This is a genomic window from Nautilia abyssi, from assembly GCF_055388085.1.
The window spans coordinates 346258-363671 of record NZ_AP042376.1; the positions used below are offsets into that span (position 1 = coordinate 346258).

The following is a 17414-nucleotide window of genomic DNA, read 5'->3' on the forward strand; positions in this document are numbered from 1 at the left end:
AGTTTTGAAGTTAGTTAAGTTTCAGAAGTTTATTAAATTGATGTAATTTAGCTTTACATATAAAATTAAATAACCTTAACAACCATAATAACTCTTAAAGGAACAAAATGTTTGAAAAAAAAGGCGAATATTACACCAATAAAGACGAAAATTTTTTAAAAGAGTCTGATTTGGTTATATACTGGAACGCAAAACCCAAAAAACTGATTAAAAATTACGCGGTAATAGGCGGCAGCGATGAGCATTCTAAAGTTGACGTACCAAGAGCCGATAAGGATCTGGCTTTGCTGCTTGCAAGGCTTGCTTATGTATTTAAGATATACGACGACAGGCTTGAAGATTCGGAAGAATTTGAAGATTTTGTAGATGTATTAAAAGGAGTCAGAGTTAAAACTCAGATCAAAAAACATCTGACTACTCTTGAAGAAATAAGCGGTGTTTTATATTTAATGGACAATTCAGAAAAAATAAGTATTATTATCGAAGAAATTGAAGAGGAAGAATTTGAAGCGTTAATGAGTTTTTTGGTGATGATGGGATTTTTTAGTAATAAAATAGGTATATTTTCAAAAAAAGACATATCCTATTATGATGAATTTTATTTTTATGAATAAGGAGAATTAATGCAGTATCTGTTAAATACATATTCCAGGTTTGATATATCTTTTCAAAAAGGACATAATGCGACACTCTGGGATGACAAAGGCGACAATTATATAGATTTTACCAGCGGTATCGGAGTTGTAAGCGTTGGACACGGCAATGAGAGACTTTCGCATGTTATTTGCGATCAGGCGAAAAACATAATCCATATATCCAATTTATATAGAATAAAACCGCAAGAAGAGCTTGCCAGAGAAATTGTAAACAAAAGCGGTATAAAAGGAGGGGTGTTTTTCTGCAACAGCGGAGCCGAAGCAAATGAAACCGCACTTAAAATTGCAAGAAAATACGGCGAAGTTAACGGAGAAATTAAAAGATATAAAGTAATTACGCTTGAAAATTCGTTTCACGGAAGAACAATTTCAACCTTAAAGGCTACGGGACAGCCGAAGTTTCATCAGTATTTCGGACCTTTTCCGGACGGCTTTACGTATGCAAAAGACATAGCTGATATTGCCAACAAAATTGATGATAAAACAGTTGCCGTAATGATAGAACTGATACAGGGTGAAGGAGGAGTTAATCCTTTTGACAAAGATGAAATTAAAAAACTCTCAGAGTTTTTAAAAGAAAAAGATATTCTGCTGATCGTAGATGAAGTTCAAACGGGAATTTACAGAACGGGGGAATTTCTAGCAAGCAACTTATACGGTATAAAACCTGATATTGTCACCATGGCAAAAGGTCTGGGTGGCGGAGTTCCGATCGGTGCGGTATTAACATCTCATACTGACGTTTTAAAGCCTGGAGACCACGGTAGTACATTCGGAGGTAATTATCTGGCTACAAGCGCCGCTTTGGAGGTTATAAAAATACTTGATGAAGAAAAAAGAAACGGAAAGCTGGATTCGACGATTGAATATTTTGAAAATAAAATGCTTGAAATGGCAAAAGAGTATCCCGATATATTTGACGGGGTCAGCGGATACGGGCTAATGAGAGCACTCAGGGCGAAAAACTCTCAAATCAGAGACGATATAGTGAAATTGGCATTTGAAAACAGACTGCTTGTTTTAAAAGCCGGCGATAAATCCGTAAGATTTTTACCTCCTCTGACTATTTCCAAAGAGGAGATTGACGAAGGTTTTGACAGATTGAAAGACGCAATAAATAAAATATAAAACGGAGAAGAGGTTTGAAAATTACTAAATTCGCACTGTTAATTTTTCCAATGTTTTTATTTGGAAACAGTCTGTTAAACGATTTAAAAAAACAGGAGCTTAATTACGATAAACAATATTCAATTCAGGACAGTAAAGATACCGAAAAATCATGGATAAATCCTTTAATGCTGCAGTATTCATATTCCAAAGACAACAGCATCGGCACGATTACCACTACAAAGACGTTCGGCATATCGGTAAATCAGCCTATTTTTAAATCAGGAGCGATATATTATTCGATAAAATATGCCAAAAACGCAAAAAGTTATAATTTAGGCAATGTCGAGCTTCAAAGAAGAGAGCTTATAAAACAGGCTCTCGATTTGGCGTATGACTATAAAATCAATCTTATTAATGAAGAAATAATCAAATTAAACATTAAAAACGCAAAAATAGATATACAGAAGAAAAAGGAAGAGTTTTTAAACGGCGTAGGAGATTCAACGCTTTTAAACAATGCTGTACTTACTCTGAATTCTCTGAAACTGAATTTAGAAGATCTGCAGATGAATTCAGACAACTTAAAATATTCGTTTGCTAACATTTCCTCACTTAATATTGATACGTTGAAGCTGCCTCAATTCAGAATTATTCCGATAAACAAGTATATTAATCACAATCTAGATTTAGTACAGCAAAAAAGACTTAAAAAAGTAAAAAAAGATCTATATAAAATGCAAATAGGCAACCAGCTTTTAAGTGTAAATCTGAATGCTTCACTAAACTGGCAAAAAGTTGATTACAAAGACAGTTCTCCTATACTGCAGGACAGTTCAAGCGACTATTACAGAGTCGGACTCAGTATAAATATGCCAATAAGTTTTAATGCGTTAAATAAGATAGAAAAAACAAAACTTGATTATCTTAAATCCCAAATTTTGATAACTGATAAAAAAAGAGTTTTGATTAATCAATATAACAGTATAATAAGACAGGTTAATGCTATAAATAAAAAAATAAAAATATATAAAAGCAACATAAAAATATACGAAAGTCTGATAAACTCCACACTGGATTCCATAGAAGCCGGAAATGCAACCAGACTTGACCTTGAGATTTTGCAAAATTCTAAAAAAACAATGTATTTAAATATACAAATATTAAAACTTCAAAAACAAAAACTGCTGTTAAACTTGTATTATAAACTTAATAATTTCTCACTTTCTTTTTGATTTCTTTGCCGTTAAACGGCCGTTATTGTAACGGCTTGTAACACTGAAGGAGTATTCACACAAAATTTATCCTATTTAATATAAGTTTTCGTTATAATACTAAATATTTACAAAATTAAAGGAGTGATATGAAAGTTGATGTTTTAATTGTCGGTGCTGGCGGTGCCGGACTTTATGCCGCATTAAGCGCGGCAGAAGAAGCCAAAGGAATGGAAATAGCAGTACTTACAAAAGTTTATCCAACAAGAAGCCACACGGGAGCTGCTCAGGGTGGTGTTAATGCCGCACTTGCTAATGTAGACCCGACTGACAGTGAAGAGCTTCATACATTCGATACTGTAAAAGGAAGCGATTATCTTGCTGATCAAAAAGCAGTTAAATACATGTGTTTTGAAGCTCCTAGAATTATCAGGGAAATGGAACATATGGGAGTTCCTTTCAGCAGATTAAACAACGGAAAAATTGCTCAAAGACCGTTTGGAGGGGCAAGTAAAGACAGAACATGTTACAGTGCCGATAAAATGGGACATGTTATGCTTCATACTCTTTATGAACAATGTATAAAACACGATATTAAGTTTTTAAATGAATGGTTTATGTTAAATCTTGTGCATGACGGAGAGAGACTTCAGGGTGTTACGGCAATAAACATTGCAACGGGAGATATTCAGTTTATTCATGCCAAAGCCGTTATCCTGGCTACCGGAGGGCACAGTAGAATTTATTGGGGGTATACTTCTAACGCTTTAGGATGTACCGGAGACGGAACGGCTGCTGCTCTTAGAGCCGGGCTTCCTTTAAAAGATATGGAATTTTTACAATTTCACCCTACAGGACTCAGAAAATCGGCAATTCTGGTATCTGAAGCGGCCAGAGGAGAAGGCGGACATCTTTTAAACAATAAAGGCGAAAGATTTATGAGTAAATACGCTCCTGAAAAAATGGAGCTTGGGCCTAGAGATTTGGTTTCAAGAAGTATTATGACCGAAATCAGAGAAGGCAGAGGATTTAAAGACGAAGAAGGAAGAGAATACGTACATCTTGACCTTACTCATCTCGGTGAAGAAAAAATTAAATCAAGACTTCCTCAGATTAGAGAACTTACAATTGATTTTGAAGGTATAGATCCTATAAAAGAACCTATTCCTATTAAGCCTACTGCTCACTATGCAATGGGCGGAATCCATACTGATGTGAGATGTGAAACTCCTATTGCAGGTATTTACGCAGCAGGTGAAGCACAGTGCGTAAGCGTTCACGGTGCAAACAGACTAGGAGGAAACTCGCTTCTTGATATTGTTGTATTCGGTCACGTGGCAGGAAAAGAAGCGGTAAGATATGCTGAAGGTACGGACTTTGCAAAAGGCGGTGCTTCTAAATTGGAAGAAGACGTAAAATTTATACAAGAGCTGTTTGACAGAGAAAGCAAAGAAACGTTAGGCGATCTAAGAGATGAGCTCGGAGAAATTATGTTTAGACATTTCGGTGTATTCAAAAACGAAAAAGAGATGCAAGAAGGTTACGATAAACTTAAAAACCTTATTGAAAGAGCCAATAAAAACCTTGCCGTTGAAGATAAATCAAAAGTTTTCAATACTGATTTACAGAGTCTGCTTGAATTTTATAATTTACTTGAAATTGCAGATGTGCTTGCTTATGCGTCATTACAGAGAAAAGAATCTAGAGGAAGTTTTTACAGGGATGATTATCCAAAAAGAGACGATGAAAACTTTTTATATCACTCAATGATAACTAAAAACAGCGACGGAAGCTTTAAATATGAAAAAGGTGAAGTCGATTTAAGTATTTACGAACCGGCTGAAAGAAAATATTAATGGAAAATTGAGAATGGAGAATGGAGAATTTTTAATTCTCAATTCTCAACTCTACATTCTCAATTTATAAAGTGGTCTCCCGGGCGGGATTCGAACCCACGACCTTCGGATTAGGAATCCGACGCTCTATCCTGCTGAGCTACCGGGAGGGAGTAGAATTATACCAAATATTTTATAAAGGATTTTAAATGGAAAAAATAAAATATGTAACAAAAGTCAAAAGATATAATCCTGAAACAAACGAAAGTTACTGGCAAGATTTTGAGGTTGAGGTTGAAGACAGTTTAACCGTTCTTGAACTTTTAATGTACATAAAAGACAAAATAGACGAAAGTCTGACATTCAGAGCATTTTGCAGAAGTGCTATCTGCGGCAGCTGTGCAATGATTATTAACGGGCGTGCAGGGCTTGCATGTAAAATTCAGGCAAAAGACAAAATTAAAAACGGTGTTATAAGAATAGAACCTTTAAATCATTTACCGATTGTAAAAGACCTGGTGGTTGATCAGGACCCGGCATTTAATAAACTTAAAAAAATTAAACCTTATCTTGAACCAGATCCTAAAAAAGTTCCTGATAATTTAAAATGCGAGTCTTTAGTTACTCCTGAAGAATTTGCGAAATACGATAAACAGACTGACTGTATTTTGTGTATGGCATGTTATGGGCAGTGTAATGCGCTTGAGGGTGAAGAGGCATATTTAGGGCCGTTCCAGCTTACAAAAGCATTCAGATTTATAATGGACAGCAGAGACGGTGTGGATGTGGAAGAAAGAATTAAGCTTGTAGAAGATGCAGGAATCTGGGACTGTGTACAGTGTCAGATGTGTTTAGCCGCATGTCCTAAAGGAATTAAACCTGGAGAAGATATACTCGAACTTAGAAGAATAGCTAAAGACGTAGGTGAAGACAATATTGCTACAAGAAGAGCAAAAGTATGGTTTGCTAACGTATTTGAAACTGGTCAGATTGACAAATGGCATTTACCTGAAGTTGCTTTCGGTGATGAAAAAGGTGAAGCTATAACCAATAAACTGGAAGAAGAATTTAGAAACAGAGGTATGAAAGAAGAAGAGTTCGGTCCTCAGCCTTTTGACGGTATTAAAGAATTTCAGAAATTTATTAAAAAACTTGAAAAGGAACTGTAATGAAAAAAATAGGTATTTATCCGGGATGTTGCTTTCAAGGAGCAGATATACATAATTATGATATAACGGAAGATTTTTTAGAAAAAATGGGCGTTGAGGGCGTTTTACTTGAGAGAAGCGCATGCTGCGGAGGCGGCGTTATTGATGAGACAAACAAAATGATAGTTTACGGGTTAAACGCAAGAAATATCGCTTTAGCTGAAGAAAAAGGCGTGGATTTATATACGCCGTGCAATACATGCTATATGATTATTGCAAAAACAAAACTTGCGCTTGATTCAGATCCGGAATTAAAAGAAAAAATAAATAAAATTTTGGCAGACGAAGGTCTGGAATATAAAGGTGAGGCTAAAATTTATCATACATTGAATTTAATTAGAGATTTTATAGGAATGGATGTGTATAAAAGCAAAATTCAAAGAAAACTCGGCGGTGTAAAAGTGGCTCCATATTACGGGTGTCATGTTCTTGCGCCTGATGAAGTTGCACTAGACGATCCTGAAAATCCTACTGTACTTAAAGAAATACTTGAGCCTTTAGGTGTTGAAATTGTAGAAGGTTATCAGCATGAACAGACATGCTGCGGATACCATGCAAGATTTACAAATCCTGATCAGAAAGAAAGACTTGCAGTAAAGCCTCTTGACGGTGCGAAAGAAGCGGGTGCAGATATAGTGACTACTCCTTGTCCTCTTTGTCATAAAGCGATGGATGGTTATGAAGAGCCTATTTTACAGGTTACTCAGCTTATAAACGTTGCTTGCGGGTCATCTCCTGAAGACGCTTTCTGGAATCTGAACAAAACGGAAGTTAAAATTTCTATAGGATAAGAGCTTTTGCTCTTTTTCTTTTTGTCAAATATAGTGTCTGGCGCTAATTGATTTATTTCTTTTATCTTATCTTTATATAATTTTTTTAAGTTATTCTGTTAATTTAAAATAAAATATATAAGTTTTAATAACTAAATTTGATAATATTCGATCAAAAAGGATTAACGATTCGTTACGACATAATTGAAAAAATCGGAGAGGGGAACAGGGGAGAAGTTTATAAAGCAAAACTTGAAGACGGAAGGATAGCCGCAATAAAATGGGCAAAAAATTATGAAATAGACAAAGAGTGGGAAATTCTTAATTTTCTAAACGGATTATGTGCTCCAAAACCGATATACAGGGGAAAACGTTATTTTATTATGGAGTATATTGACGGCAGGCCTTTAAAAGAATATGTCGGAAGCAAAGAATATTATGAAGTGTTAAAAAACGCATTATACAATGCTTATCTGCTTGATGAAAAAGGTGTTTTTCACGGACAGCTCGGCAGATATTATCATATTTTAAACACGCGAACGGGTGTAAAGTTTATTGATTTTGAAAGAGGCGTCTTTACACAAAATCCTAGAAATTTTTTGCAAATTATCGGATATTACTTGTTTAGGGATAAAAAATATGATAAAAAATATCTGAATTTAATCGTAGATCTTTACAAAAAAAACAGAAAAAAAGCGTTAAATAAAACAATAAGGCTGATGGATGAAAGTTAATATAAAAAGATTTTTAAACGGTAGAGTGTGGTTTGAAAATTTTGAAGTTGAATACAAAGAAGACGAGACAATACTTGAACTGCTTGACAGGACCAAAGAAATAGACAGAAGTATTACATATAGGAGTTTTTGCAGAAGCAGCATATGCGGTACATGTGCCGTGAAAGTAAATGATAAAACAGTACTTGCCTGCAAAACTAAAGTAAAAGATTTTATAGAACATGATGAAATCATTATAGAACCGGTTGACAGAAGCAGAATTATAAAAGATCTCGTAGTCGATCACAGTTATATAGAAAAAGCTATAAAACAAAACAAACTCTGGTTTGAAGATGAAATAAGAAGTGATCAGGAAAATCTGCAGACACCGCAGGAGTTTCAAAAATATGAAAAACAGACAGACTGTATATTGTGTATGGCGTGTCATTTTGAATGTGAAGCTCTTGATTATACACCGGACTTTGCGGGTCCATTTATATTTACAAAATACTTCAGATTTGTATTTGACAGCAGGGATAAAAAAGATATGCAAGAACGAATTGATTTAGCAAAAGATAGCGGTCTTTACAGTTGCATAAACTGTCAAAAGTGTGTTATGGTGTGTCCGAAAGGGATTGCAAGCGCTTTTGATATAAAAATGTTACAAAATTCTGACAAATCTTACAGCGAACCCTCATTCAGTCCGGAAAATTCAATGTTTTTTTAATTTAATTTTGTCATAATTATGTCACATTTGATATATAATTTCATTAAAAAAAAGGATGATTATGGCTGTTCGACCGCACGTTACTCCCAAATGGGAGGAAATAACATTTGAAGAAGAAGGACTGGATGCCAGGGCTCTTGTAACGAGAACGGATAAAAACGGTAAAATTACTTTTGCTTCAAAAGCATATAGAGATATGACCAAATATTCAAAAGACGAACTAATCGGAGCTCCCCACAGTATTGTAAGACATCCTTTAATGCCTGAAGCAGCTTTTAAAGATATGTGGGACACTATTGAAAGAGGAGAGCACTGGAGCGGGCTCGTTATGAATTTAAGGAAAGACGGAAAACACTATTGGGTGGAAGTTCATGTTGACCCTATTGACAGCAACGGAAATGTTGTAAGTGAGCCTGGAAAAATAGCAGGTTATGTTGCTATCAGAAGAGAGCCTACGCGTGATGAAATAAATGAAGCTTTAAAATTATATAAAGCAATGAGAAAAGCTGAACTTTTAGAAAAACTTCATTTAAAAGACTGGGAAAAAGAGCTTCTTAAAAAATTATAATATCAGACATCTGTCATATTGGCTTTATATACTTACATATAAAGTCAATAAGGATGGATTATGTCAAGAACACCAACAACTCCGATTTGGAGAGAAGTAAGGTTTGAAGAAGAAGGTTTTGACGCAAGAGCTCTGGTAACAAGAACAGATACGAGAGGTGTGATAACGTTTGCTTCAAAAGCGTACAGGGGAATGACGGGTTATTCTAAAAATGAACTGGTTGGAAGAAGCCACAGTATTGTAAGACATCCGTTTATGCCCAAAGCCGTTTTTAGAGATATGTGGGATACAATCAAAGAGGGGAAGCATTTCAGCGGACTGGTTATGAATATGAGAAAAGACGGAAAATACTACTGGGTTGAAGTAAGAATTGACGCAATTGACGCGAACGGTAATATTATCAGTTCAATGGCTTCGGTAGGAGAAAACGTACAAAATGGATATAATAACAAACAGATACACGGATATGTGGCTATAAGAAGAGAACCGACCAGAAGCGAGGTTAAAGAAGCCACAGAATATTACAAGCATTTGAAAAAAGAAGAATTAAAAAGTAAAATGTATTTAAAAGAATGGGAAAAGGAAATATTGAAGGTTTTATGAAAGAAGAGTTTTTTATAAAAAACATAAATTCCAAATACATCGGAGACGATGCCGCAGTAATACGAAATCAGGTAATAGCTAGCGACTCTTTTTTTGAAGACATACATTTTAAAACAGAATGGATGAGTCTTAAAGATATAGCTGTTAAAGCCAGTCTGGTAAATATTAGCGATATTGTAGTAATGAACGCTAAGCCTAAATATGCCCTTTTAAACATAGGTTTTCCAAAAAAGTATTCACTTCACGATATTAAACAGTTAACAGAGGGTTTTAATGAGTGCGCCGAAAAATACGGGTATGAAATAATTGGCGGGGATACGATTAGAAATGACAAACTGGCAATTTCTATGACTTTTATAGGAGAAAGTAAAAAACCTGTCTACAGAAAAGCAAAGCTTAATGAATTTGTAGCTTTTACTGGAACTTTGGGCAGTGTTAGAAAAGATTTGAATATTCTTTTAAGAGGCGGCAAGGTTCCTAGAAACTCTAAATTTATAAAACCTGTATTACGGAATAAATTTTTTTATAAGGCTGCTCCTTATATTACTTCCGCTCTTGATATAAGCGACGGACTTTTTAAAGAGCTTGAAAGAATTTCAAAAATATCAAAACTCGGATTTAAATTTTTTTATAATATAGATAAAAAAACAGGCTGCAGCGGAGAAGAATATGAAATACTTTTTACTTTTAATAAAAAACAGTTGCCAAAAATTTTAAATATTGCTAAACTAACAAGAACTAAAATTACAGTTTTTGCCGTTACAAAAAGAGGCACATACAGAAGCAAATGCAGAGAAAATCATTTTTAAGGTGAACAATGAATATATTTAAATACGCTTTTTCGGATCTGTTTGACTCAAAAATAATTAAATATTCATTCGCTCCTCTGTTTTTAAGCGTTATTTTTTGGGGAGTGGTTTTTTACTTTTTTTCAGGAAATATTGTAAGCATAGTTCATACCTATATTTCTTATCTGCCTTTTGGGGAGAGTATTAACAACATACTTGCCGGAGTGGGTTCAACAATAGTTTTGATGTTTTTGTATTACGAATTGGTTATTTTGAGTATAGGCGTATTCAGTTCGTTTTTTGTTGATAAGATAACTTCCAGAATAAATGAAAAATATTATAATCTGCCGCAAAAAGAGACCAGTATTATTGAAGGTGTTTTGGTGTCGTTAAAAGGTATGCTGAATTTTATTATATTTTTCATACTGACTTTTTATCTGCTGTTTATTCCTGTTGTAAATATTTTTTACCAGGCCTTTTTATGGTCTCTGGCTATTAAAAAGCCTTTAGTTTTTGACAGCAGTGCAATGTTTTGTGATTATAAGGAATTTGAGAGAAAAAACAATCTTAAAATCTGGTCTTTGATTTTTTTTACTTCATTTATATATTTTGTACCGATACTGTCTTTTTTCGGTTATACGCTTCAGCTTATTATAATGACTCATTTTGTATTGAACAAGTGTAAAAAAAACTCTTAAGGGAAAATAATCAAAAAAAATTTTCTTTTGCTATAATTTCGAATTAATATTTGAAGGGCAAAAATGATATATTCACATTCTCCCATAAACTTCCACTTTAATAAAAATTCAGAAAATTTTTTTGTTGAAGAAATTCCTCTTTATTCATTTGATCATACAGGTGAATGGTTAATGCTTAAAGTAAGAAAAAAAGACGCTACTACTAATGAAGTTGTGAGCCAGTTTTCCAAACTCGGCATAAATAAAAGGGATATAGGTTACGCCGGTCTTAAAGACAAAGACGGATTAACTGTCCAGTGGTTTAGCGTCCCTAGAAAAATAAGAGCTAAAATAAATGAATTTTCCCATCCAAAAATAAAAATAGTAGAGCAGGATTTGCATAGAAATAAACTTAAAATAGGACATTTAAAAGGCAACAGGTTTTTCGTAAGACTGAAAAAAGTCCTTCCCGTTGACGCTAAGAAAATAGAAAGAGTACTTATAGATATTAAAAAATACGGAATTCCAAATTTTTTCGGTTATCAGAGATTCGGTAAATACGGAGATAATTTTGAACAGGCGAAAGAATTTATTTTCGGTGACAGATATATTAAAGACAAAAGACTTCAAAAACTGCTTATAAGCGCCTATCAGTCAAAGCTGTTTAACGACTGGCTGATGGAAAGGATAAAGCTCAGCAATATCTTTGATATGAAAGAAGACGAGCTAAAATTTATGGGATATGAAAAAGAACTTATTAAGTTTATAAAAAAACAAAAACATCCGTTTAAACTTCTTCCGGGCGATGTAATGTGTCATTATCCTTTCGGAAAAAATTTCTATCTTGAAATTTTGGAAGATACTGAAAGGTTTTATAAAAAAGACATTGTTCCTACAGGTCTTCTGCCAGGTAAAAAAGCACTCCGTGCCAAAGATTACGCAAGAAAAATTGAAGAAAAATACGACGAACTGATTCCTGCAAACGGAGACAGAAGAAGTGCCTGGATTTTCCCTGAAATACTGGAAAAAACATATATAAAAGAAAAAGCCTGGTATGAATTTTCTTTTATTCTTCCTAAAGGAAGCTATGCTACCGTATTGGTTGAAATTCTTAAAAACGGTATTACCGATAATTTGATTACTTATAAAGGAGAAAAATGAGTTTACCCCGTTTAGCTACTACCGTTGCAACGGCAAGTGCTTTTATTTTAGCGGTGTCTAAGGTTATTGTCGGAGTAATGACAGGAAGCGTTGCTGTAATTGCCAGTGCGATTGATTCTCTTCTTGATATGGTTATCAGTATATTTAATAATATTGCAGTCAGAGTAAGTGAGAGTAAACCTAACAGCAGGTTTAATTACGGAAAAGGTAAAATAGAGGGTTTAGCGGCGCTTTTTGAAGGGCTGTTTATCAGTGCGAGCGGACTTTATATTATATATGAAGGTATCAGAAAAATAATAGATCATGAGCCTATAGTGAAAATTGACTATTCTATTTATGTAATGGTATTTTCAATGATTGTTACTTTAGCTTTGGTCAGTTTTTTGGCTTACGTAGTAAAAAAAACTAACCATTTAGTTATAAAATCCGATCTTTTGCATTATAAAACGGATTTAATTACCAACGGTGCGGTTTTAGTATCACTTTTGATTGTTAAACTTACAGGCTGGTATTATATTGACTTTATTTTGTCCATTTTAATAGGAATTTATATTATTAAAGAAGCAAGTGAAATTGTAAAAGAAGGTTTTGAAATACTCCTTGATGTTTCACTGGATTTTGAAACTGTAGAAAAAATAAAGGAAATTATCAAAAAAGAGCCTTTAGTGCTTGATTACCACTGTTTAAGAACTAGAAAAGCGGGGCATAGAAATTTTGTAGACGTGCATTTAGTTCTGACTCCGGATATGAAATTGAAACTTGCCCATACAATTATAGAAAATGTTGAGGAAAAAATAAGAAAAATCGATCCGGATAAAAAATGGATTATTAACATTCATGCAGATCCGTATGACGATTCGCATATTAATAAACTTCTTGAGGAGTGTGAGTGAAAATAAAAAATATTGAATGCCATCATAACAGTGATATAAACGTAATGGAGTTTAAGGATATAAAAAACAGCACTATTAATGATGTTTCTAAAATTTTTACAAAAAACAAAACAGACGTATTAGTGATTACAAAAGAAAAAAAACCGTATTATATATTGACGTCAAGTGATATTATTGACGCTTTGGTTGCGCACTTTGACAATATTCCTCTAAGCGATTATATTGAAAGATGCCCAAAAAGTCTGATAACGGTGTCTGAAGAGGAAACTGTGTTTGAAGCTTACAGACTTATGAGAAGTTATAAAATACACCATTTGATTGTTATTGACGAAGACGGATATTTTAAGAAAATAATTAATTTTTATGATTTTGCGTCATATCTTACTGAAATGGCTTTAAAAGACGAAATGACGGGATTATATAATAAGAGGTTTTTTGAATTTATTATAGACAGGTATAAATCGGAGGATATGGAAGTAGGAATTATCTTTTTAGATTTAGATAATTTTAAAAGAATTAATGATACTTACGGACATTTGTTTGGAGACGAGGTGATTAAAAAAGTAGCAAATGTAATCAAGCAGTCTATAAGAGATATTGATTATGCGTTTAGATTCGGAGGTGACGAATTTGTAATAATGATTTTTGCAGATTCGGATGTTTTATCCAAAGTAGCTAAAAGAATTGTTAACAAAATACGTAATGCAAATATGAAAAACGATATAAAACTTGAATGTAGTTTGGGATTTGCTCACAGACCAACCGACAGTGAGGATTTAGAAAAAGTTTTAAAAATTGCCGATAAAAGAATGTACGAAAATAAAAAGGCGGTTAAGAGTTAAGAACCTCTACCGCTTTTAGCATTTTTATTCCCGCTTCGTTTACGCTGTTTCTTCCCAGATATTTAGCTTCTCTAGCCGCGATATAAGCTTTGTCGAAAGTTTCTTTGCTAAGACCGGAAGCTTTTACCGCTTTTTTAATATTCTCAGGCAATATTCTGATTTTTTGTTCTTTTACATACATGCTGCCAGTATCGGCAATAGCTTTTACAACTCTATATATAGTCGGGTTAATTGGTGCTCCGAATCCTTCAGGCACTCCGCTCATTGCATCGTCCATTAATTTTCCGTATTCAGTTTCAATAATATGACCGTCAGGCATAACTTCAATAAAGCCTTTCGCTTCAAGCTTATCGATTGCTTCTAATATTTTTCTTTTTTCGTCTTCGTTTTTACCTTCAAGGATATTTTCACACGCTATTCCGGCATCTGGAATTATTTTAAAGATATCCATTTCGTATCTTGTCATAAACGGCATTTTTTCATGTGTTGCAAGCTCTTCATATAAAAGACCGGATTTGCTAGGTTCATATGTTCCAAGAATTCTTTCTCGTCTTGCTTCTTCTACCCATTCTCTATTAGGAGCACTGAAAATTTTATTAGAGATTGCAAGTGTTTTAACTGACCAGCTGTGAATTGCTCTTTCATCAAAATTTTGGTCTTGTAAAACTTTTTCACCGTTTTCAGTTACGAAATAAACAGCTTTGCCTTTTTCGTCAACACCTTCTGTAATAAGATTAAACGCTTCAAGTGAATATAAATATTCTCTTAAATCAAAGTTATCGTCAAACCATTTTTTCTTATCACTCAAATCTTGGAATTTTTTAGCGATTTCCTGTTTTTTCTTAGGCATTTCATCAAGTTTTCTTCCGTATTTTTCGATAAGTTTTTTGTATTCTTTTACTTTTCTGTCGATAAGTTCCGCTTTAATTTCATCGAATGTAGGTGTTTCTTCAGGGTTTTGAGTTGTTTTTTCTTCCCATATGTATTTTATTGTTTTAAGTGTTTCAATTTCTTCTTCTGAAATTGCAAATGTTTTTAAAGGTTTTTCAGTTTGGTCTTTATAGATTCTGTAAACTTCAAGAGCTTTTTCTCCGGCTTTTGTAAGCTGATCTACGTCGGAAACATAACCTAAAGCTTCAAGGTTTGCAAGTGAATCGATGTCGATTTCTTCTCCGTCGGCAACTTTTGCAATATCTTCTAAAATTGAAATATCAAGTACGCTTCCTTCGGCTGCCCAGCCTCCGTAAGTTAATGTTTCTTTTACTGCCTGTCCAAGTTCAGTAAATGTAAAATATTCTCCGACCGGAATTGAATAAGCTATTAGTCTCATAGCTTCAAGAAGATCTTTTTTATTACCTTCTACAGGTAAATAATGGGCATCAGTCGGACCCATAGGTGATTTTCTTATATATTCAGCTAACTTAGCGTCAATTACAAGTTCAGGATTTGTGATTTTATATGCTTCATATAAATCAAGAGCTTCTTTAGTTAGTTCGCCGTTTTGGGCAAAACCTCTTTTTTCAAGTTCGCTGTTTGAAATTGATGTAGTTTTGTTGTTGTTTTTTACTGCAGCATCAATCATAGCGATTATTTCACTGCTTACCCATTTTGCATCATTGTCTATTTGTATATTCTCCTTAACGCTGTTTAGAACGTTTGCTATAATGTTACCAGAATAAGTTAGTTCAATTTGTGCAGGTGTAGGGAATCTCACTATTCCGCTTAAATTTAACTCTTCTATTGCTTCATTGTTTAGATTTTTAACATCTAAAGTTTTGCTTTTACTGTTTAATAAGTCCAGTATTATATTTATTGAATGATTTTTTATAATCATCTTGCGCCTCCTGTTATTAATTTTTGAAATTATACAAACTAATTTAGTTTTAGTCAAGTAGACTAAATAATTTTAAACAAACTTTTTATTATGTTTTGTTATAATTCTGTTTGTAATACTTATACGGGGTGGGGTGTAATGAAAAAAACAGTGCTTTTGTTATTTTTTGTAAGCGTCTATGCATATAATACTTTATGGATTTATACGAATTTAAATTGTGACAGACCTATAGAAGAGTTAAAAGTAGGGTATCAGAAATATCATCCTTCTTACAGGATTAAAATATTAAAAGCTCCATTAAATGTATTAATAAAGAAACTTGAAACTCAAAAAAAAGCTGATATGTTTATTACGGACAATATTAATTACGTATATAAACACCCGGAGCTTTTTGATATATATTATAAGAAAATAGGTATTAAAAAACTTGCAATACTTTCCCTTGAGAGTAAAATAACTACTTTAAATATAAAAAAAAGGCAGCTCTCAATAGGATTTGTTTCTAACAGAATTTACAATATTTTTATGAATGTATTAAAAAAATCTAAGGGTAAAAGATTTTATCTGGAAGTTAAACTATTTAATAAAAAATATTTTTATCTAAATTCTACTCAGTGTAAAAAAGCATTATTACATGGTAAAGTAGATGTATGTATCGATTGGATAGGTACTGGTTTTTGGAACAAAAATAAAAAAATAAAAGCAAACGTAATTAACAGTGATTTTTATAATAAACACTATGTTTATGCGGTAATTACTAAATATTCAAAAAATAAACTTATAGCAAAAGAATTTATTGATTATGCAGAAGAAAGATTTAAAATGATAGGAAAAAGAAAATCCGGAAGTAAAATTATGAGTTTTCTTTCGCCGGATTTACCGCTTTAGCAATTAAAATTGATAGTCCGTATAAAAATAACAGCGGTGTTGCCATTGCCAGCTGACTGAATAAATCAGGAGGTGTTAATACTGCTGCAACTATAAATATTATAACAACGGCATATCTTGAGAACTCTTTTAAAGTCTGATCGGTTACTAAACCAAGCTTAGCCAGGAAGTAAGTAATAACCGGCAGTTCGAATGCTATACCGAAACCAATCATAATTTTAAGCGCTACACTGACATATTCGCTGATTTTAAGCATAGCGACAAAATCTTTTCCTCCGAAGTTTATTAACACTTTAAATCCTATAGGGAAAACAACGTAATAAGCAAACGCGGCACCTACAACAAACATAATAGTTCCGAATACTACAAACGGAATTATTAGTTTTTTTTCGTTATCATAAAGTCCCGGAGCGACAAATCGCCATGTATGATACAGTATTACCGGCAGGGTAATAAAAAAAGCTGTATATAATGAAACTTTAATCGCAGTTGTAAAAGGCTCCACGATATTAGTAAAGATCATTTCAGAATCCGCTTTTGTTTTAATAACGGCAAAAGCAGGATGAGCTATCCATAAAAATATCTGCTTCCAATAAATGAAAGCTATTATAAAAATAACAAAAAAACTGATTGTTATTTTAACAAGCCGAGATCGCAGCTCGGCTATGTGAGGTTTGATTTCCTCAAGCATTTACTTCTTTTTCTTTTTGAGATTCAGTTGTGTTAGCAGTTTTTTCTTCGATTTTTTCAGTTTTTTTAACGTCTGCCTCTTCTTCACCTTCTTTTACAGCATCTTTGAAGTTTTTGATACCTTTACCTAAACCGCTTGCGAGTTCCGGAATTTTTTTCCCTCCGAATAATAGTAATACTACCAATAAAATTACGATTACTTGCCAAGTACTTACACCCATGTTAGTCCTTTTTTAGAGA

At 33.4% G+C, this 17414-nt stretch carries 19 protein-coding genes and 1 tRNA gene; 16 read left to right on the plus strand and 4 right to left on the minus strand.

The features are described from left to right. The first annotated feature begins 107 nt into the window (after nt 1-107). From ACZ5EP_RS01770 to ACZ5EP_RS01785, 4 genes are all read left to right on the plus strand, one after another. The gene (locus tag ACZ5EP_RS01770) at nt 108-614 is read left to right on the plus strand and encodes a hypothetical protein (RefSeq protein ID WP_127680750.1); all 507 of its coding nucleotides are present in this window, start codon (nt 108-110) and stop codon (nt 612-614) included. Between the two features lie 9 nt (nt 615-623). Continuing rightward, the gene (locus ACZ5EP_RS01775; RefSeq protein WP_127680748.1) at nt 624-1784 is read left to right on the plus strand and encodes an aspartate aminotransferase family protein; all 1161 of its coding nucleotides are present in this window, start codon (nt 624-626) and stop codon (nt 1782-1784) included. A gap of 14 nt (nt 1785-1798) precedes the next feature. Further along, nucleotides 1799-2998: a TolC family protein gene (locus ACZ5EP_RS01780; protein WP_464509189.1), complete on the plus strand. Its 1200-nt coding sequence runs from the start codon at nt 1799-1801 to the stop codon at nt 2996-2998. 128 nt (nt 2999-3126) lie between these two features. Then, a complete protein-coding gene (locus tag ACZ5EP_RS01785) occupies nt 3127-4833 on the plus strand; it encodes an FAD-dependent oxidoreductase (protein WP_464509190.1) in 1707 nt (568 codons plus the stop codon). A gap of 72 nt (nt 4834-4905) precedes the next feature. On the opposite strand, the gene ACZ5EP_RS01790 is transcribed toward ACZ5EP_RS01785, so the two are convergent. Beyond that, nucleotides 4906-4982 (minus strand) — tRNA-Arg (locus ACZ5EP_RS01790). 39 nt (nt 4983-5021) lie between these two features. Here ACZ5EP_RS01790 and ACZ5EP_RS01795 point away from each other — a divergent pair. From ACZ5EP_RS01795 to ACZ5EP_RS01845, 11 genes are all read left to right on the plus strand, one after another. Further along, a complete protein-coding gene (locus ACZ5EP_RS01795) occupies nt 5022-5981 on the plus strand; it encodes a succinate dehydrogenase/fumarate reductase iron-sulfur subunit (RefSeq protein WP_464509191.1) in 960 nt (319 codons plus the stop codon). Further along, nucleotides 5981-6811 (plus strand): CoB--CoM heterodisulfide reductase iron-sulfur subunit B family protein, encoded by an 831-nt coding sequence (locus tag ACZ5EP_RS01800; RefSeq protein ID WP_127680740.1) that lies wholly within the window; start codon nt 5981-5983, stop codon nt 6809-6811. Before ACZ5EP_RS01795 ends, ACZ5EP_RS01800 begins: the two co-directional genes overlap by 1 nt. A 137-nt stretch (nt 6812-6948) precedes the next feature. Further along, the gene (locus ACZ5EP_RS01805) at nt 6949-7524 is read left to right on the plus strand and encodes an RIO1 family regulatory kinase/ATPase domain-containing protein (RefSeq protein WP_464509192.1); all 576 of its coding nucleotides are present in this window, start codon (nt 6949-6951) and stop codon (nt 7522-7524) included. After that, nucleotides 7514-8230 (plus strand): succinate dehydrogenase/fumarate reductase iron-sulfur subunit, encoded by a 717-nt coding sequence (locus ACZ5EP_RS01810; RefSeq protein ID WP_464509193.1) that lies wholly within the window; start codon nt 7514-7516, stop codon nt 8228-8230. The genes ACZ5EP_RS01805 and ACZ5EP_RS01810 overlap by 11 nt, the downstream gene beginning before the upstream one ends. 61 nt (nt 8231-8291) lie before the next feature. Then, nucleotides 8292-8798 carry a PAS domain-containing protein gene (locus tag ACZ5EP_RS01815; RefSeq protein WP_127680734.1) on the plus strand — a complete coding sequence of 169 codons (507 nt, stop codon included), beginning with the start codon at nt 8292-8294 and terminating at the stop codon, nt 8796-8798. Between the two features lie 60 nt (nt 8799-8858). After that, entirely contained in the window at nt 8859-9401 is a 543-nt protein-coding gene (locus ACZ5EP_RS01820) for a PAS domain-containing protein (RefSeq protein WP_464509194.1), read from the plus strand. Continuing rightward, complete coding sequence (locus ACZ5EP_RS01825) at nt 9371-10210, plus strand: thiamine-phosphate kinase (RefSeq protein ID WP_464509195.1); 840 nt, start codon at nt 9371-9373, stop codon at nt 10208-10210. The genes ACZ5EP_RS01820 and ACZ5EP_RS01825 overlap by 31 nt, the downstream gene beginning before the upstream one ends. Before the next feature lie 8 nt (nt 10211-10218). After that, nucleotides 10219-10887, plus strand: a complete 669-nt coding sequence (locus ACZ5EP_RS01830) for an EI24 domain-containing protein (RefSeq protein WP_464509196.1) — start codon at nt 10219-10221, stop codon at nt 10885-10887. A 63-nt stretch (nt 10888-10950) separates the two neighbouring features. Next, on the plus strand, nt 10951-12027 hold the full coding sequence (gene truD, locus ACZ5EP_RS01835; RefSeq protein ID WP_464509197.1) for a tRNA pseudouridine(13) synthase TruD: 1077 nt from the start codon (nt 10951-10953) through the stop codon (nt 12025-12027). Continuing rightward, on the plus strand, nt 12024-12920 hold the full coding sequence (locus ACZ5EP_RS01840) for a cation diffusion facilitator family transporter (protein ID WP_127680723.1): 897 nt from the start codon (nt 12024-12026) through the stop codon (nt 12918-12920). Before truD ends, ACZ5EP_RS01840 begins: the two co-directional genes overlap by 4 nt. Beyond that, a complete protein-coding gene (locus ACZ5EP_RS01845) occupies nt 12917-13762 on the plus strand; it encodes a diguanylate cyclase (protein ID WP_464509198.1) in 846 nt (281 codons plus the stop codon). Before ACZ5EP_RS01840 ends, ACZ5EP_RS01845 begins: the two co-directional genes overlap by 4 nt. Here the strand turns inward: ACZ5EP_RS01845 and ACZ5EP_RS01850 are convergent. Continuing rightward, nucleotides 13752-15596 (minus strand): DUF505 domain-containing protein, encoded by a 1845-nt coding sequence (locus tag ACZ5EP_RS01850; RefSeq protein WP_464509199.1) that lies wholly within the window; start codon nt 15594-15596, stop codon nt 13752-13754. The genes ACZ5EP_RS01845 and ACZ5EP_RS01850 overlap by 11 nt on opposite strands. Nucleotides 15597-15734: 138 nt before the next feature. On the opposite strand from ACZ5EP_RS01850, the gene ACZ5EP_RS01855 reads away from it, so the two are divergent. Then, nucleotides 15735-16484: a substrate-binding domain-containing protein gene (locus ACZ5EP_RS01855; protein WP_464509200.1), complete on the plus strand. Its 750-nt coding sequence runs from the start codon at nt 15735-15737 to the stop codon at nt 16482-16484. On the opposite strand, the gene tatC is transcribed toward ACZ5EP_RS01855, so the two are convergent. Both tatC and ACZ5EP_RS01865 read right to left on the minus strand, forming a co-directional pair. Continuing rightward, nucleotides 16450-17175 carry a twin-arginine translocase subunit TatC gene (gene tatC / locus ACZ5EP_RS01860; RefSeq protein ID WP_127680715.1) on the minus strand — a complete coding sequence of 242 codons (726 nt, stop codon included), beginning with the start codon at nt 17173-17175 and terminating at the stop codon, nt 16450-16452. The two genes, ACZ5EP_RS01855 and tatC, sit on opposite strands and share 35 nt — an antisense overlap. After that, on the minus strand, nt 17168-17395 hold the full coding sequence (locus ACZ5EP_RS01865) for a Sec-independent protein translocase subunit TatA/TatB (protein WP_464509201.1): 228 nt from the start codon (nt 17393-17395) through the stop codon (nt 17168-17170). The genes tatC and ACZ5EP_RS01865 overlap by 8 nt, the downstream gene beginning before the upstream one ends. Nucleotides 17396-17414: the final 19 nt, after the last annotated feature.

Coding starts and splice junctions, on each gene's coding strand:
- ACZ5EP_RS01770 (WP_127680750.1), top strand. CDS start 108: ATGTTTGAAAAAAAAGGCGAATATTACACCAATAAAGACGAAAATTTT.
- ACZ5EP_RS01775 (WP_127680748.1), top strand. CDS start 624: ATGCAGTATCTGTTAAATACATATTCCAGGTTTGATATATCTTTTCAA.
- ACZ5EP_RS01785 (WP_464509190.1), top strand. CDS start 3,127: ATGAAAGTTGATGTTTTAATTGTCGGTGCTGGCGGTGCCGGACTTTAT.
- ACZ5EP_RS01795 (WP_464509191.1), top strand. CDS start 5,022: ATGGAAAAAATAAAATATGTAACAAAAGTCAAAAGATATAATCCTGAA.
- ACZ5EP_RS01800 (WP_127680740.1), top strand. CDS start 5,981: ATGAAAAAAATAGGTATTTATCCGGGATGTTGCTTTCAAGGAGCAGAT.
- ACZ5EP_RS01810 (WP_464509193.1), top strand. CDS start 7,514: ATGAAAGTTAATATAAAAAGATTTTTAAACGGTAGAGTGTGGTTTGAA.
- ACZ5EP_RS01815 (WP_127680734.1), top strand. CDS start 8,292: ATGGCTGTTCGACCGCACGTTACTCCCAAATGGGAGGAAATAACATTT.
- ACZ5EP_RS01820 (WP_464509194.1), top strand. CDS start 8,859: ATGTCAAGAACACCAACAACTCCGATTTGGAGAGAAGTAAGGTTTGAA.
- ACZ5EP_RS01825 (WP_464509195.1), top strand. CDS start 9,371: ATGGGAAAAGGAAATATTGAAGGTTTTATGAAAGAAGAGTTTTTTATA.
- ACZ5EP_RS01830 (WP_464509196.1), top strand. CDS start 10,219: ATGAATATATTTAAATACGCTTTTTCGGATCTGTTTGACTCAAAAATA.
- truD (WP_464509197.1), top strand. CDS start 10,951: ATGATATATTCACATTCTCCCATAAACTTCCACTTTAATAAAAATTCA.
- ACZ5EP_RS01840 (WP_127680723.1), top strand. CDS start 12,024: ATGAGTTTACCCCGTTTAGCTACTACCGTTGCAACGGCAAGTGCTTTT.
- ACZ5EP_RS01850 (WP_464509199.1), bottom strand. CDS start 15,596: ATGATTATAAAAAATCATTCAATAAATATAATACTGGACTTATTAAAC.
- ACZ5EP_RS01855 (WP_464509200.1), top strand. CDS start 15,735: ATGAAAAAAACAGTGCTTTTGTTATTTTTTGTAAGCGTCTATGCATAT.
- tatC (WP_127680715.1), bottom strand. CDS start 17,175: ATGCTTGAGGAAATCAAACCTCACATAGCCGAGCTGCGATCTCGGCTT.
- ACZ5EP_RS01865 (WP_464509201.1), bottom strand. CDS start 17,395: ATGGGTGTAAGTACTTGGCAAGTAATCGTAATTTTATTGGTAGTATTA.